A 14,996-nucleotide genomic window follows, 5' to 3' on the forward strand; every position below is an offset into this window, starting at 1 on the left:
CCAGCGCAATGCAGGATCAGCGCGGAAGTGTTCCGCTGACAATGAAATTGGCATTGCTCAACACGTTGTCCGGGTGTAGCAGGACACTACCAACCAGCAGGTTAATTTCATTGTCGGGGCCGGTGAAAATGACGGAGCCATCCATGTTCAGGTCAGTAGCATAATAACCTGATAAGCGGTAATTGGTATTTACCAGAGTGTTTTCCGGGGCGACCAGCACGGAACCCAGAATGACGCTACTGTCACTGCCAGGGCCACTGAGGATGATCGTATTACTGTTGTTGGTATCACCTGCCCATAACAGCGCGATGCCACTGCTTTCCATTCGGGCTTTGGATCCGCCATAAACCTTGACCCCTGGGTGGGTAAAGTCAAGCAGGATCGACTGGGTGGTCAATCTGCGTGGGGCGGCGGTCATCACGCCAAGGTGATTGCGGTGACGCACAGCAACGTAGTAATCACCATCGCTGGTGTTCAACAGTGTCAGGTTGGGCGAGCCGCTTGCTGCGTCCACAATGTCGCCGTCGCGTTGCAGGATGGCAGCGGTGACTGCCCTGCGGATGGTGGGATCAAGCATGTCGCGTAGTTCAACCAATACCCAGTCAACCGGGGCATCACCGCCCGTGGCTGACATGACCGCTGCCGAGGCGGTTTCTGTCCCCTTGTAATCAAACGGCGAAACTGTACTGGCGGAATTGCCATAGCCGAATGCCGTTTTGAGTTCGCCATACGGTTGCAGGGTTGGCATCAGTTTCTTGCGGTTAAGGTCGTCAGTCATCAGGCCGGTCGCACTGTTATACGCACCATTCAGCAGGGCGCGAACCTGTACAGAAACGATCATGTCTTCCCCTGCATCCAGGTATGAAGGGTAGCCATTGTTGTCGTGGTCAATGGCATCGGCAGGGTTGCCATCGCCATTGGGGTCGGGCTGCTCATCCTTGGTCAATGCACCATCATTGTCGTCATCCTTGTCCAGATAATCGGGTTTGCCGTCACCATCACTGTCACGTGCATCAGGGCTGGGTTTGCCGTCACCGTTACGGTCAGGTGCTTCATACTTTGTCAGGACAGTATCGTTGTCATCATCAGTATCCAGATAGTCAGGAATGCCATCACTATCAGTATCGCGGGCATCCGTATGATTATTATCACCATTTGGGTCAGGTGCTTCGTATTTGGTGAGAATGGTGTCGTTGTCATCATCCGCGTCTAGCGCATCAATGAGGCCATCCTTGTCATGATCCAGTGGTTCGGCTGGATCATCGACTTCGTACAGGTCGCCCAAACCATCACCATCCGTATCAGGGTTGAACGGGTCAGTTCCGATCACCTTTTCCACCGAATCCATCAACCCGTCCTTGTCGTTATCTTCGTCCCGGTCTTGTACGGAAACAATTAGGATGCGGATGGCACAAGCATTCTGTGAATCACAAACCTTGACACCCGTGATGTAGGTGTTGTCCTTGTTGGCATCCTGGGGTTTTTCGTAATCGGGTGGAACTTTGAAGGTCAGCACGCCAGTTACACTGTCAAGGTTAAACCAGTTGTCATCAACCTGCCCGCTAAATGCATATGTTAGGCCGTCACCTTCCGTATCCTGATTGTCGGTGGTTTCAAAATCTTCCACGATCACGGTGTCATTTTCCTGATAGAGCATGGAACTGGGGTTGGTAATAGTTGGTGGCTGGTTGTTGTCTTCCAGATCGCGGATGGTGATCGTCAGGGTTTGGGTATCCGTGCTAGCACCATCGGCGGCAGCAACCACGACTTCGTAGACATTATCCTTGTTGCTGTCTTGGGGGGCTTCAAAGTCAGGTTTGGCAATGAATGCCAGTTTGCCTGTTGCCGCATCAATCTGGAATTTGCCAGCATCTGCACCACCGCTGATGCTGTAGGTGAGCGTGTCGTTGTCAGCATCGGTTGCTGCCACTGTTGTTACATCCCTCAGGTTTTCATCGAGGCTGATACTGGCACTGTCACCGCCGCCGTTGCTGGTAATGGCGGGTGGGTTGTTTTCCTTGATGTCCAGCACTTGGACTGACAGGGTGATTGAGTCGCTCTGACCGCCTGCGGTTGCGGTAACAGTGACCCGATAGATATTGTCCTTGTTGGTATCAAGGGGCGTTTCGTAATCCGGTGCAGCAATGAAAGTCAGTCGCCCGGTGGATGGGTCAATCTGGAATTTTGCGGCGTCTGCCCCACCGGTGATGCTGTACGTAATGCTTTCTCCATCTGGATCAGTTGCGGCGATGGTTGTGACATCAGTCTGCTCTTCATAGACCTTCAGGGAGGTTTCGGTATTGCTGATGTCAGGTGGTGTATTGGTGGTTGTATTCAAAACCAGTATGGCGGTGTCATCTTCATCTGGTTTGGATGTATGGTTGAGCGGGGTGGAATCCGGGTCTTCGTTAAAAGCAAAGCTGATTTCGCCGGTAATTTTGTAGCTGGCATCCGAGCCCACCCGCGCCCGCAGTTTCAGGGTTTTGTTGCCGTTTGCAGGTATCAGACCAGTATTCCACTCATGATTGGCAGGATTGAATGTGCCTGCGGAATCGTCGCTTACCCAGGTCAGCCCCGCAGGCCACTCCAGATTCACCAGCACCAGATCGGTGGCAAGGTTGGTGCTGTTGGTCACGGTGTAAGTTATTTCCACTTCCGTGTTTTGGGCAGGGTTGGGTTTGTTGACTGATGCGGATAATGATAAATCCACCGGTTCGGATTTGGTGCTGGTCAGCCATTTGAACGCCGCCCCCGAGTCATAACCGGGGTCGCCCGCATCAGCCAGTGCCAGTTTGACATGGTATTTTTGCCCAGGAACCAGTTTGTCAACGGATGCCGTCATCGTTTTGGTAAAACCATCAAGCTGGGCAACTGTACTGCCTGCACCATTGCCATTATCAAAGAAATAAGTGGCATTACCCAGGTTGCAGCTTGTGCCATCAGCCGCACTGCCCGGTTTACCAGCATTGATGGTATTTACCGCGATGGCGTCCATAGAGTCGGGGACTCGTGCCGCGTTATAGGTTCCAGTAATACCAGGACCGGAAATGAACAGGCCGAATGCGTCATTGAACTTGCTGCACACGTATTCCGGGTATTCTTCGGAGCCGAATGCGAACACGAAATTGGCACGGTCGCCCTGCGGGACAATATCAAATTCAATGATGGATGGGTCGAAACGCGCCTGGGAACTGATGGCTATCAGATCAGGGTCGGAATGGGTGATACCTGTGGAGTGTGAATAAGCCCCGGTATTGTTGGGTGCTTGCAGACTGCCGACGTTACCCGTGTTGAGGAATACACCTGCCTCAAAACCCAGTGCACTCATCCCGCCGGTAACAATGCCATATTGCCCGCTGGCTCCTCTGCTCACCTGCAAGTTGCTGACTGCCAGGCCGGGGCCATTCAGTACGGCACTCATTTGCGCTGACGTGGCGCTGGCATTGAAGGCCATTGCAGCTTGAGAAGTGGTTGGTAACAGGTTGCCCAGCAGGAAAGCAGATACACCCAGAAAGGAAGAAATTCCCTTTGTCATTGTTTTTTGCATAGCCCTGACATCATTTTTTTATTGTTTTGCCACACGCCCCATCGGGTGACTTGTAACCAGATGTTACTGCATTTGTCGGGTGTGTTCCAGAGCAGAAAGACCGCTTGTCTGATTGTACCGTTCGTGGGTTTTTTGTATTACACCCTGACCGCATAATGTTTGTAAACCCAAACCAATAACAACAACAAGGGTGTCAGAACATGTTGCGACCTTATCTCAAGGGGGCTGCGCTGCTGTGTGCAGTCATGGTTTTCCCGCCAGCACAAGCCAATGCACCCGTATGGGCGGCATGGGGGGCAGTCGTTCCACCACAGCCTTATCAGCAACCTTACCAGCAGGAACGGAGGCAATTTATTCCTGCTAGGTCAGGTAATATTCAGCAAGTTGCTTATGCCGCACCTCGTCAGCAGCGTGGAGCACTGGATTGTGCGTTTGCCTATGTACTGGATTTGCCGGACGATTGTATCAGCCGTAACGAGCATACCCGGCGTGGTTTGCTGACACAGGCGGAATACCTGCGCAAACTGCCCGGAGGGACAAAGTCAGCGCCATTATGGGGCAATGTTTCCAATGCAGCCTTGCTGGAAACCGTGCAGGAATTGTTGCGTTGGCATGACGGCATTTCGCCCGGCAGTTTGCAGGAACGCTTTAGCCTGCGTGAAATGGGGTCTGCCCAGCGTGGCGATCTGGCGCAGTTTACGGGATATTTTACCCCGTTGCTTGAGGTTAAAAGTTATCCTGATAGTGAATTCCGCATCCCGATTTACCGTGAGCCGCCTGGTTCGCTGGCGCGTTTGAGCCATGCCCAGATAGCTCGTAACGCTTTGGGAGGCAAGGGCTTGGAAGTTGCCTGGACAAACGATCCCGTCAACCTGTTTTTTGCGCAGGTGCAAGGTTCCGGGGTTGCCCGTTTCCCGGATGGCAAGGAGTTGTTGCTAGATTATGCCGGTGATAATGGGCAAAAATTCACTAGCATTGCCGATTACATGCGTATGAAGGGGTACAAGCCGCGCAATTTTGGCAATGAGGGTATCCGCGAGTGGTTGCGGCAGCATCCCGGCAAGATAGGGGAGGTTTTAACCTCCAATCCCCGTTATGTGTTTTTCAAGTTGACAGATGATTTACCTACCACAGCGTCGGGAACCCGTGTCATTCCGGGGCATACGGTCGCGGTGGATCACAAGTACATTCCGCTGGGGTCGGTGTTGCTGGCTGAAGTACCGCGCGTTGATAGCTGGGGTAACAAGGTTGGGCACGACTGGCGCTTGCTGTTTGCGCAGGATAAGGGAGCCGACATCAAGGGAGCAGGGCGGCTTGATTTGTATACCGGTTTCGGGCGCAGGGCGGAGGAACTGGCACATGACATCACCGGGTTCAGCAAAACCTGGTTGCTGGTACGCAAACCGGGTTACGGGCGTGGTTCCAGTGTGGCTGGATTGTAGTTTCCGCTGGCAAGTGTCACAGGATTGATGTAATTGGCTAATGCAATGTAAGTGCATTATGCATAAACTTTGCTAATCATGATGGCAAGGTAAGTGGAAATGCGTTTACGAAGGATGGTACGGGGCGGTATGTGCCTGTTGGTTGCCGGGTACATGCTGACGCAACCGGTGAGGGCGGCAACACCACCACTGGCGAGTGGCTGTGACGTGCGGATTCAGGGGGAAAGCCTGTCGCTGGATGAGTCATGCATTCGCCGTACCCCGGCATTACGGCAGGCGTTGGTGGATATGGCAGTTTATCTGCGTACTACTGATGCTTCCCGGCTGGCATCGCCTAGTTATCATGGCCCGCTGGACAAGACCAAAATGATCCGCACTGTTGAGCAATTGATCACTTGGCTGGACAGGCCTGCTGAGTCTGCTTCCCCTATCGGCAAGCAGTTTGATTTTTATGCCTTGGGTGATCCGCAGGAAAAACGCCCGGTACAATACGGTGGCTATTTCACCCCGGTATTGAATGTCAGTAATACCCGTACCGCCGAATACCGTTTCCCGGTGTATGCCAGACCCAAAGGTGATGCGCCGCTACCCTCACGGCGGGACATCATGAGCGGTGCATTGCAGGGCAAGGGGCTGGAAATTGCCTGGGCTGACAATCTGGTGGATTACTATTTCATGCAGGTGCAGGGTTCCGGCCTGATCCGTTACCCTGACGGGCGTACCCAGTTACTGGGGTTCGCAGGCAAGAACAGCCAGCCTTACACCAGTATCGGGCGCTACATGCAGGAAAAAGGCTATCTGCGCACCGATAACCTGTCCAACAATGCCATCCGCCAGTGGCTGCGTCTGAATCCAGACAAGCTGGATGAAGTCATAAATGCCAACCAGTCATTCGTGTTTTTCCGCCCGATCAAGGATGGCTTGCGCAGTGCTTCCAGCTTGCCGGTGGTGGCAGGGCATACTGCGTCGGTGGATACCACCATGATTCCGTTTGGATCTGTCCTGTTGGCTGAACTGCCGATACGTGACAAGGATGGCAAAATCGTGCAACATGAATGGCGTTTGTTGCTGGCAACCGATCGGCGTACCGATGACCGTGGGGCTGTCCGTATCGGGATCTATACGGGCGAAGGTGAAGAAGGTTGGGCACAAGCGCAACGTTTTTATCCTGCCGGGCGTGCATTCCTGTTGCAAAGTGGTTCCTGAACTTTCCGGTTTGCATGGGCACTAATGCCTTGGGGGCTAGACGTTGACTCACATAATAACGATATTGATTCATGAACAGGGGTTTCATTTATGTTGGGGTACATCGACTGGATCATTATCCTGATCGCCTTGATGGCAGCCGTTGGTGCGCTGTTGCTGCTTTATCCGCAAGCTGGAAATCGTGATACACAACACTTGCGTGACCTGCGTTCCCAAGCAGAACGCGATCAGAAACGTATCGCTAATGTGCTGGAAATCACCCAGCATGGTGCGCAAGATGCAGAAGAACTTGTCAAGCAACTCAAGGAACAGGTAGCCGATGTCAGCCGCAACCATCAGGCGGCTCAGGCACGTGCCGAGCAGGTGGAGCGCATGATTGAGCGTGTTGCCACTGCCGAACATGAAATGCGCGATATTTCCAGCCAGTTGGGCGAACGCCTGCAACACCTGCAATCTTACTGGGATGAACAGTTGGGCGATTCGGTGGAAAGCGTCAAACGCATCCGTGGCAAGCTGCGTGAAGGGCTGGAAAGTGTGGATGCCAGCCTGATCCGCTTGCATGATCAGGAAAAAATGGCGCAAGGTTTCACCCGCAAGCTGATTGAACACCATCAGGAACAAATTCAGAACCAGCAGGAAAATTCGCGCCTGTCAGCCGAAGTTCATCGTCGTCTTGAAGACATGTTGAGTGAATCCAGCCATTTGCTGGAGCAAATGAAACGTTACCAGCATGAGGCTGATGCCGTGTTCCAGCACTTCCACACAGAAATGCAGGGGATGGAAGGGCAAGCCAATGAACAGTTCGCCACCTTGTTCCAAACCACTGATCAGGCACGTGTTGAGCTGGAAGCTGGTCTGGAAGAAAGCCGTCGACATGTGGGTGAAATGCGTATCCGTGAAGCACAAAGCGACGAACTCAGCCGCCGTATTCTGGAACAGTTCAAAATGGTGGATCAAATCCGGGTGGAACGTATCAGCCAGACCCTTGATTTGACCGACCAAATTTCTACCGATCTGCACCGTGGGGTGGAAAATGCTCGCACGATGCTCTCCACCCTGCAACGTGCTGTCTTCGATGTTTCCAACACCCTGATTGCCGAACCTGAGGCAGTCAATGCCGATCCGGTCACTCCGGTCACTGACCCGCTTGTCACTGCACAGGGAAATGATTTCGCTGACAAGGATTTGCTGGACTTTCTGGCGGAACCGGATAGCGTAAAAGATAGCACTCGCAAAGCAAGCGATTCCCTTGATCTCGGCACACTGAAACCGTCGAACGAACTGGCATCAGCAGATGTCGACGCCCACGCACAGCAGGGGAATCTGGTGTCATTGCGGGCTTACCGCTAACGGTAAGTCCGCCCTGTGATAATGCTACCCTGTGTGGCTTACATTGAATCTGGCAATGGCGGAACATACGAAGGTTTCAGGCTTGGTTCCGGTGGGTCGTACTGCTTAAGGTCATTCGGGTCAACCACGCACGGGTCGCAATTCAGGTAAACAGGCGGCGGGCTACCTTCGGTCGCTGTATCAAAGCCTGCGCCTGCGTTGGTTGCGGCTGATTCATAATCATCAGAATTGGCGTAACCTGCCGCATCTACACTGGTTCCCTCAACAGCCGTTGCGGTGTTATAGGCATCGCCATCTTCCTCGTCTTCAGCCCAGCAAGGGTTGATAACTGCGGAGAACATTAACAGCGAGCTGAATAGCAGGGCAGATAGACGTGTTTTCATGGGATTTGCCTCCTTTTTGTTGTGTCCCGACAGTTTCATCCTACGCTGCTTTGTGGTTATCACCCTGATTTATATCAAGCTAATCCTGTACAGCTAGTCTGTATAACCCGCCGTCTTCCTCGTCTGTCAGCACATACAAATACCCGTCCGGGGCTTGTTGGATGTCGCGGATACGCCCGATCTTCCCTTCCAGCAACCGCTCTTCATTGAGGTAACGGTTGCCATCCAGGGTAATGACGGCGAGCAGTTTGAACTTGAGTGCCGCTACCAGCAGTTTGCCTTGCCAGTCGGGGTATTTGTCGCCGCTGTAGAAGGTCATGCCTGCCGGGGCAATGGAGGGTGTCCAGTACAACACGGGTTGTTCCATGCCCGCTTGTTGGGTGACGCCTGCGCCAATGATGCCACCACCGTATTCCTCGCCGTAAGTGATTACAGGCCAGCCATAGTTTGCCCCTTTGCGCAGGATGTTGATTTCATCACCGCCTTGCGGGCCGTGTTCACCTGCCCAAATGTCGCCGGTTTGCGGGTGCATGGCAATGCCCTGCACGTTACGATGACCGTAAGTCCAGATTTCCGCACGGGCATTGGCCGTCTTGACGAAGGGGTTGTCGGCAGGGATACGCCCGTCATCGTGCAGGCGGATGATGCTGCCTGCATGGTTGGCAAGATTCTGTGCGTTGTCGGCGTTGCCCCGGTCGCCAAGCGTGAGGTAAACGTAACCGGCACGGTCGAAGGCAATTCGCCCGCCAAAATGCTGGGCGGCGCGTGTTTGCGGGCTGACAGCAAACAGTGTCTGCACATTGCTGAGTACACCCTCCTGATACTGCCCGCGTGCCAAATGGGTGCTGTAGCCATCCTCCCCGTTACCCGCATAAGCGAAATACAGCCAGCGGTTGTCAGCAAAACGGGGGTGTAGTGCCAGCCCCAGCAACCCTCCTTGCCCGTATTCCTCAATTTCGGGCAGACCTGCCACGGGAGCCGCCAGCAGCTTGTCGTGCTGGATACGGCGCAAACGACCGGAACGTTCGCTGATTAGTATTTCACCGTCTGGCAAAAATACCATGCCCCAAGGGTGTTGCAGCCCTGTCACCACGGGTACGGCTTGAACATCTGCCAACAGTGAGGTGGGCAAGGCAAACAGCAATCCCCACAGGCTTAGCAGCAACCAACGGTGAAACGGAAGGTAACGGTGTGACATGGGTAGCATCCTGTCAGCAGGTGGTATCTTTCCAGTATAGCCCGACTGCGGGCAGAGTGTTGGCGGGGCAAGACGGGGTGGTGGCTGGAATTGCTGCATAAGGTGATGAGTGGGTAGAATGAATCGTGACCCAACCATTTATCAAGGAGCCGTTATGGGCGTAGTCGCCGTCAGTTTGCCAGAAGATGCCCCGACGGGTGATGTGCCCCACCCACGCGGAACCCTGATCCTGCGCACTCTCGCCATGCCCAAGGACACCAACCCCAACGGCGACATCTTCGGCGGCTGGATTCTGGCGCAGATGGACATGGCAGGCGGCATCCTCGCCAAGGAAATTGCCAAAGGCCGGATCGTGACGGTGGCGGTCAACAGCATGAAATTCATCCGCCCGGTCAATGTCGGTGACGTGGTGTGCTGTTACGGCGATGTGGTGAAAACCGGCAAGACTTCCATCACCCTGCATCTGCAAGTGTGGGTCAAACCGCTGTGGCACGGCAGCGATGTGGAACTGCGCTGGCAGGTGACGGAAGCCGATTTCACCTACGTTGCCATCGACGCAGACGGCAACAAGCGCCCGTTGTAAGCCTCAACCTATTTTTGTCCAGTCTGGCAGGTGTTGCATCGCGCCTTTCATCTGCGCGTGGATCGTCTTGTACTCCGGCACAAACTTCGCCACTAGCGCCCAAAACTGCTTGGAATGATTCATTTCCACGGTATGGCACAACTCGTGGATCAGGGTGTAACGCACCCACGCCACCGGTAGCAGCACCAGCTTGTAGTTGAGGTTGATATTGCCACGGCTGGAACAGCTTCCCCAACGCGTCGCCTGCCCCTTCACGCTGTAACTGACGTAACCCAGCCCGGTTTGCACCGCCAGTTGTTGCAGCATCTGCCCCAGATGGTGGCGGGCGTAGTTTTTCGTCCACTCACGCAGCACGTAGCGGCAATGCTCCGGGTTGCCAACCGCACCGGAAAGGGTCAGCGTGCCGTCATCTGCCAGATCGGTGGCAATGTTATGGTGGGCAGTTGGCACATAGGCCAGCCGGAAACGCGCACCCGTCGCCGGAAATTCCAAGCGGTCGGGTAAGGTGGTGGCGGTGGGTGGTTGGGTTTGCTGTTCTACCTTGGGCAGGTGGGTGGTAATCCAGCCCATCTGGCTGTTGATCCAGTGCAGCAACTGCTGTGCCGTCACCCCCGGCGGTTGGGTGACAACCAGCCCCTTGTCGACGGACAGGTGCATCCGCAGGTATTTTGCGCGGGGGTTAGGGCGGATGGTGAAGGGCAGGCTGCGACCATCCGGCAGTTTCAGGTGCGTGTTGTTCATGGGTGGATTCTAGCGTGCAACCCGCCTAAAATCCCCGTTTTGACCAAACCCGAAGCACAAAATGAATATCCGCCAACTGCTTGATGACCGCCTTACCGCCGCCCTGCATTCGTTGGGTGCGCCTGACACCGTTTCCGCCATTGTCAAACCTTCCGCCCGCCCCGAATTCGGCGACTACCAGGCCAATGGCGTGATGGCGGCTGCCAAACAGTTGAAAACCAACCCGCGCGAACTCGCTACCCGCTTGCTGGAAAGTGTGGATTTGTCCGACATGGCGGCGAAGCTGGAAGTGGCAGGGCCAGGTTTCATCAATATCTATTTAAAGCATGAGTGGCTGGCGGAAAGGTTGGAAGAAACCCCTCCCGACCTCCCCTTGTCAGGGGAGGAGGCGAAGACCATCGTTGTCGATTACTCGGGGCCGAATCTTGCCAAGGAAATGCACGTCGGGCATCTACGTTCCACCATCATCGGCGACGCGGTGGCACGGGTGCTGGCATTCCAGGGCAACAAGGTGATCCGCCAGAACCACGTCGGTGACTGGGGAACCCAGTTCGGGATGCTGATTGCGCACATGGTCAGCCTGCAAGCACAGGGTGGCGAGCTTTCCATGCAGTTGTCTGACCTTGAAACCTTCTACCGCGCTGCCAAGCAACGTTTCGATGCTGAGCCTGAGTTTGCCAATGCAGCCCGCGATTACGTGGTGAAGCTGCAATCCGGCGACCCGGAATGCCTCGCGCTGTGGCAGCAATTCATCGACATTTCGTTGCACCATTGCGAAGAGGTCTACGAACGTTTGGGTGTCTCCCTGACCCGTGCCGATGTGCAACCGGAAAGCGCCTACAACGCCGATCTTGCCAACATTGTCAGCGAGTTGCAGGCACAAGGCTTGTTGGTGGAAGACCAGGGCGCGCAGTGTGCATTCCTTGAAGAATTCAAGAACAAGGATGGCAGCATTACGCCAATCATTGTGCAGAAAACCGGCGGTGGCTACCTGTACGCCACCACCGACCTTGCCGCCTTGCGCTACCGCAGCGCGGTATTACATGCCGACCGCGCCCTGTATTTCACCGATGCCCGCCAGTCACTGCATTTCCAGCAGGTGTTCACGCTGGCACGTAAAGCGGGCTTTGTGCGTGCGGGCGTATCCCTCGAACACATGCCGTTCGGTAACATGCTGGGCGAAGACGGCAAGCCCTTCAAGACCCGCAGCGGCGGCACGGTCAAGCTGGTGGAAGTGCTGGCAGAAGCCGAAGAACGCGCTTTCGCCCTGGTGACGCAGAAAAACCCGGAGCTGCCAGAAACGGAACGTCAGTCGATTGCGCAGACGGTGGGGATTGGTGCGGTCAAATACGCCGACTTGTCGAAAAACCGCAACTCGGATTACATCTTCAACTGGGACGCAATGCTCAGTTTCGAGGGCAACACCGCCCCGTATTTGCAATACGCCTATGCGCGGATCAAAAGCATTTTCCGCAAGGCAGGTGCGGAATCTTTTACTTCCCCCATTTCTCTTCAGGAACCTGCCGAACGCACCTTGGCGATGAAGCTGCTGCAATTCACCGAAGCCACCGACAGCGTGGCGAAAGAAGGCTTGCCCAACCACCTTTGCACCTATCTGTATGAATTGGCGGGCAACTTCATGAGCTTCTACGAAGCCTGCCCGATCCTGAAAGAGGGTGTGGCGGAAGAGGTGCGCAACAGCCGCCTGCAACTGGCGGATTTGACAGCGCAAACCCTGCAAACCGGCCTGGGCTTGTTGGGGATTGGGGTGATGGAGCGGATGTAAGATTATCACGCTACCTTGTGCTGCGTGACATACTCACGCAGCACCGCATCCATACGGGTTTGCCAGCCATCACCCGACGCTTTGAAAAACTCCACCACTTCTGCACTGTAACGAATAGTTACCGATATTTTGGGTGAGGCCGCCTTGGGTCGCCCCAGCGGACGCATCCGTGCCCAATCCTCCGCACTGGTCACTTCATAAGTATCCGGGTCAGCCGCAATCCCTGCCCTGATCTGCGCATCTTCCGCATCGGTTGGGATAACAGTCCCCACTTTAAGCTTTGGCATAATCGTTAATCTCCCGCTTTGTTGCTGTCCGTAAGCTAATAGCTCGCCAGTTTTCATCATCAATTTCCACATAGACCAGACAATACAGCGTCAGCCCGATATAACCGAAGCCGACCATCCGCATTTCGCCGTAAGCAAACCGTGCGTCCTCACTTGCTACAAAGGTATCCCACTCCAGTCGTTTAGCCTCATTCAGTGAAATATGGTGGTTACGGATATTCAGCGCATCTTTCTTCGGGTCACAGGTCACATTCATGGATGTTATCCTTGTTTTTGATTTAGTGTAACTACAAAAATAAAACCTGTAAACGCCATCCTGCATAATCCCCGTGTCTATTTTTTGTAGTTACATCAATTCTGCTTCCGGTTTTGGTTGAATCGACAGTTTCGCCATGAAATCAGCATCTGCCGCTTTGGGCTTGGCCTCTGGTGCAGGTGCTGGAGACGCCGGACGGGGTTTGTTCAAATTCCCCGACAGGTTGATCTTGAGCTTGAGGTTGCTGGGTGAGTCGGCATTGCGCAAGGTTTCCGCCAGCGAGATTTGCCCCGCCAGATACAGCTTGTAGAGGTGGCTGTCGAAGGTTTGCATCCCCTGTTCTTCGGATTTTTCCATGATTTCCTTGATGGCGTGGACTTCGCCTTTCATGATCAGGTCGCGCACCATCGGTGTACCGAGCAGGATTTCGATGGCAGCCACACGCTTGCCGTCGACGGTGGGGATCAGGCGTTGCGAGACGAAGGCTTTCAGGTTGAGGGAAAGATCCATCAACAACTGGTGGCGGCGTTCTTCGGGGAAAAAGTTGATGATGCGGTCGAGTGCTTGGTTGGCGTTGTTGGCGTGCAGGGTGGAAAGGCACAAATGGCCTGTTTCGGCGAAGGCAAGGGCGTGTTCCATGGTTTCCTGGGCGCGGATTTCGCCGATCAGGATGACATCGGGGGCTTGGCGCAGGGTGTTTTTGAGCGCGTCTTCGTAGCTGTCGGTGTCTACGCCGACTTCGCGCTGGTTGATGATGGATTTTTTGTGCGGGTGCACGTATTCCACCGGGTCTTCGATGGTGATGATGTGCCCGTCGTGGTTGGCGTTACGGTGGTCGATCAGGGCAGCGAGCGAGGTGGATTTGCCCGAGCCTGTGCCGCCGACGAACAGGATCAGGCCGCGTTTTTCCATGATCACGTCTTTCAGCACTTGCGGCAGGCCGAGTTTGTCGGCGTTGGGGATGTCGGTCTTGATGTTGCGGATCACCATCGCAATTTTGTGGCGCTGCTTGAAAATGTTGACGCGGAAACGACCAATGCCTTCTTCGCTGATAGCTAGGTTCATTTCCGGTTTTTTTTCAAACTGTTGCTGTTGTTCGACATTCATCAACCCATACGCCATGTCGTGCAGCATTTCCGGGGTCATAATGACTTTATCGACGGCTTTCAAACGCCCCTGGAATTTGGCTTTGGGTTCTAGATCAGCGGTCAGGTACAGGTCGGAACCGTCATAATGGGCGAGGATGCGCAGGTATTCCTTGAGTTTCATCGAAATTATGCCTTTGTTGTTATTCATTGCTTGTCAGCATTGTAGCAATAAAAACCGGGGATGCTATGCTAATCAGACAGACAAAATGAGGGAGTAAGAGCGATGCAAAAGACAGTGATGTTTGCCAGCCTGTGTTTGGCAAGTAGTTTAGTGTGGGCGGAAGGCGAGTTGCAGGAACAAGCCTCTTTTCCTTTCACGGTGGTGGTAGCGCCATCCTACAAGGTGACGTTGGAGCTGGATAAAAACAATACAGTTATTGCCACCCTACCGGGCTGGAAAGAGCAGAAACTGTTTGAGCTGGAGCCACTGGAGGGTGAGGAGGCAGAACGTTTCCCAGTGGCGCAAGTCGGTGACTTCAATTTCGATGAAACGCAGGACATCGCCATCCGCGACGGGATCGGTTACGGCGGGGTCAACGTGTTTTACCGGGTCTTTTTCGGTGACGCGAATGGCGGCAAACTCAAGGAATTCAGCGAGCCTGTCAGCAACCCGGTGCTGGATGCAGCAAAGCAAACCCTTACCTCTGCCCAGCGTAGTGGTCCGGCGTGGTACAGCACGGTATTCCGCAGTGTGAAGGGTAAACTTTACCCTGCAATGGAAACGCAAATGCTGCCTGTAGGTGACAGCGTGGTGGAATACGTCATCATGAAGGATGCCAAGGGCAAAGTGACCGGTAGCAAAGTGGTGGGTGAACAGCAAGGCGACACGGCAACCGATTATGCAAGCGCACCCGCTGCCACCGCGACCATTCAAGCAGAAAAAGCCTACCTACATGACAAACCCAATAGCACATCTAAAACCAAAATGTACGTCATCAAGGGCGATACAGTGACCCTGCTGGACTGGAAAGCCAAACAGGATGGTGGCTTGGGTGACGGCTGGTTCCTGATCCGTTATCAGGGGAAAAAGGTGATTGAAAAGTGGATTGACAGCAGCAGTCTGCAATAA

13 protein-coding genes are annotated in these 14,996 nt (G+C 54.3%); 6 read left to right on the top strand and 7 right to left on the bottom strand.

All coding sequences use genetic code 11. The features are described from left to right. Window positions 1–16: 16 nt before the first annotated feature. Window positions 17–3,535 (bottom strand): DUF11 domain-containing protein, encoded by a 3,519-nt coding sequence (locus B2U47_RS09680; protein ID WP_296679392.1) that lies wholly within the window; start codon window positions 3,533–3,535, stop codon window positions 17–19. 212 nt (window positions 3,536–3,747) lie between these two features. Here B2U47_RS09680 and B2U47_RS09685 point away from each other — a divergent pair, with 212 nt between their 5' ends. The 3 genes from B2U47_RS09685 (at window position 3,748) to B2U47_RS09695 (ending at window position 7,545) form a co-directional block, all read left to right on the top strand. After that, a complete protein-coding gene (locus B2U47_RS09685; protein WP_296679390.1) occupies window positions 3,748–4,989 on the top strand; it encodes an MltA domain-containing protein in 1,242 nt (413 codons plus the stop codon). 99 nt (window positions 4,990–5,088) lie between these two features. After that, entirely contained in the window at window positions 5,089–6,195 is a 1,107-nt protein-coding gene (locus B2U47_RS09690; RefSeq protein ID WP_296679388.1) for an MltA domain-containing protein, read from the top strand. A gap of 90 nt (window positions 6,196–6,285) precedes the next feature. Beyond that, entirely contained in the window at window positions 6,286–7,545 is a 1,260-nt protein-coding gene (locus B2U47_RS09695; protein ID WP_296679386.1) for a hypothetical protein, read from the top strand. A 38-nt stretch (window positions 7,546–7,583) separates the two neighbouring features. Here the strand turns inward: B2U47_RS09695 and B2U47_RS09700 are convergent, their stop codons facing one another. Further along, the gene (locus B2U47_RS09700; RefSeq protein WP_296679384.1) at window positions 7,584–7,928 is read right to left on the bottom strand and encodes a hypothetical protein; all 345 of its coding nucleotides are present in this window, start codon (window positions 7,926–7,928) and stop codon (window positions 7,584–7,586) included. Between the two features lie 79 nt (window positions 7,929–8,007). Next, on the bottom strand, window positions 8,008–9,126 hold the full coding sequence (locus tag B2U47_RS09705) for a PQQ-dependent sugar dehydrogenase (protein ID WP_296679382.1): 1,119 nt from the start codon (window positions 9,124–9,126) through the stop codon (window positions 8,008–8,010). Between the two features lie 118 nt (window positions 9,127–9,244). Between B2U47_RS09705 and yciA the strand changes: the two genes are divergently transcribed. Next, window positions 9,245–9,709: an acyl-CoA thioester hydrolase YciA gene (gene yciA, locus B2U47_RS09710; protein ID WP_296679380.1), complete on the top strand. Its 465-nt coding sequence runs from the start codon at window positions 9,245–9,247 to the stop codon at window positions 9,707–9,709. A 3-nt stretch (window positions 9,710–9,712) separates the two neighbouring features. Here the strand turns inward: yciA and B2U47_RS09715 are convergent, their stop codons facing one another. After that, on the bottom strand, window positions 9,713–10,450 hold the full coding sequence (locus tag B2U47_RS09715) for a M48 family metallopeptidase (RefSeq protein ID WP_296679378.1): 738 nt from the start codon (window positions 10,448–10,450) through the stop codon (window positions 9,713–9,715). A 61-nt stretch (window positions 10,451–10,511) separates the two neighbouring features. Here B2U47_RS09715 and argS point away from each other — a divergent pair, with 61 nt between their 5' ends. Beyond that, window positions 10,512–12,236, top strand: coding sequence for an arginine--tRNA ligase (gene argS, locus B2U47_RS09720; protein ID WP_296679376.1), 1,725 nt, complete (start codon window positions 10,512–10,514; stop codon window positions 12,234–12,236). Between the two features lie 5 nt (window positions 12,237–12,241). Here argS and B2U47_RS09725 read toward each other — a convergent pair whose 3' ends face one another. The 3 genes from B2U47_RS09725 to B2U47_RS09735 all read right to left on the bottom strand — a co-directional run bounded on the left by B2U47_RS09725 (window position 12,242) and on the right by B2U47_RS09735 (window position 14,048). Beyond that, window positions 12,242–12,523 carry a BrnA antitoxin family protein gene (locus tag B2U47_RS09725; RefSeq protein WP_296679374.1) on the bottom strand — a complete coding sequence of 94 codons (282 nt, stop codon included), beginning with the start codon at window positions 12,521–12,523 and terminating at the stop codon, window positions 12,242–12,244. Continuing rightward, on the bottom strand, window positions 12,510–12,779 hold the full coding sequence (locus tag B2U47_RS09730; protein WP_296679371.1) for a BrnT family toxin: 270 nt from the start codon (window positions 12,777–12,779) through the stop codon (window positions 12,510–12,512). The genes B2U47_RS09725 and B2U47_RS09730 overlap by 14 nt, the downstream gene beginning before the upstream one ends. Window positions 12,780–12,869: 90 nt before the next feature. After that, window positions 12,870–14,048: a PilT/PilU family type 4a pilus ATPase gene (locus B2U47_RS09735; protein ID WP_296679801.1), complete on the bottom strand. Its 1,179-nt coding sequence runs from the start codon at window positions 14,046–14,048 to the stop codon at window positions 12,870–12,872. Window positions 14,049–14,150: 102 nt separating this feature from the next. On the opposite strand from B2U47_RS09735, the gene B2U47_RS09740 reads away from it, so the two are divergent. Continuing rightward, a complete protein-coding gene (locus tag B2U47_RS09740; RefSeq protein ID WP_296679369.1) occupies window positions 14,151–14,996 on the top strand; it encodes an XAC2610-related protein in 846 nt (281 codons plus the stop codon).

Origin of the sequence: Thiothrix sp. UBA5583 (assembly GCA_002425225.1) — a bacterium.
GTDB classification, from domain to species: Bacteria; Pseudomonadota; Gammaproteobacteria; order Thiotrichales; family Thiotrichaceae; genus Thiothrix; species Thiothrix moscowensis.

Bases quoted from the DNA above. Each gene is read 5' to 3' on its own strand.
- B2U47_RS09680 (WP_296679392.1), bottom strand. From the start codon at position 3,535: ATGACAAAGGGAATTTCTTCCTTTCTGGGTGTATCTGCTTTCCTGCTG.
- B2U47_RS09685 (WP_296679390.1), top strand. From the start codon at position 3,748: ATGTTGCGACCTTATCTCAAGGGGGCTGCGCTGCTGTGTGCAGTCATG.
- B2U47_RS09690 (WP_296679388.1), top strand. From the start codon at position 5,089: ATGCGTTTACGAAGGATGGTACGGGGCGGTATGTGCCTGTTGGTTGCC.
- B2U47_RS09695 (WP_296679386.1), top strand. From the start codon at position 6,286: ATGTTGGGGTACATCGACTGGATCATTATCCTGATCGCCTTGATGGCA.
- B2U47_RS09700 (WP_296679384.1), bottom strand. From the start codon at position 7,928: ATGAAAACACGTCTATCTGCCCTGCTATTCAGCTCGCTGTTAATGTTC.
- B2U47_RS09705 (WP_296679382.1), bottom strand. From the start codon at position 9,126: ATGTCACACCGTTACCTTCCGTTTCACCGTTGGTTGCTGCTAAGCCTG.
- yciA (WP_296679380.1), top strand. From the start codon at position 9,245: ATGAATCGTGACCCAACCATTTATCAAGGAGCCGTTATGGGCGTAGTC.
- B2U47_RS09715 (WP_296679378.1), bottom strand. From the start codon at position 10,450: ATGAACAACACGCACCTGAAACTGCCGGATGGTCGCAGCCTGCCCTTC.
- argS (WP_296679376.1), top strand. From the start codon at position 10,512: ATGAATATCCGCCAACTGCTTGATGACCGCCTTACCGCCGCCCTGCAT.
- B2U47_RS09725 (WP_296679374.1), bottom strand. From the start codon at position 12,523: ATGCCAAAGCTTAAAGTGGGGACTGTTATCCCAACCGATGCGGAAGAT.
- B2U47_RS09730 (WP_296679371.1), bottom strand. From the start codon at position 12,779: ATGAATGTGACCTGTGACCCGAAGAAAGATGCGCTGAATATCCGTAAC.
- B2U47_RS09735 (WP_296679801.1), bottom strand. From the start codon at position 14,048: ATGAAACTCAAGGAATACCTGCGCATCCTCGCCCATTATGACGGTTCC.
- B2U47_RS09740 (WP_296679369.1), top strand. From the start codon at position 14,151: ATGCAAAAGACAGTGATGTTTGCCAGCCTGTGTTTGGCAAGTAGTTTA.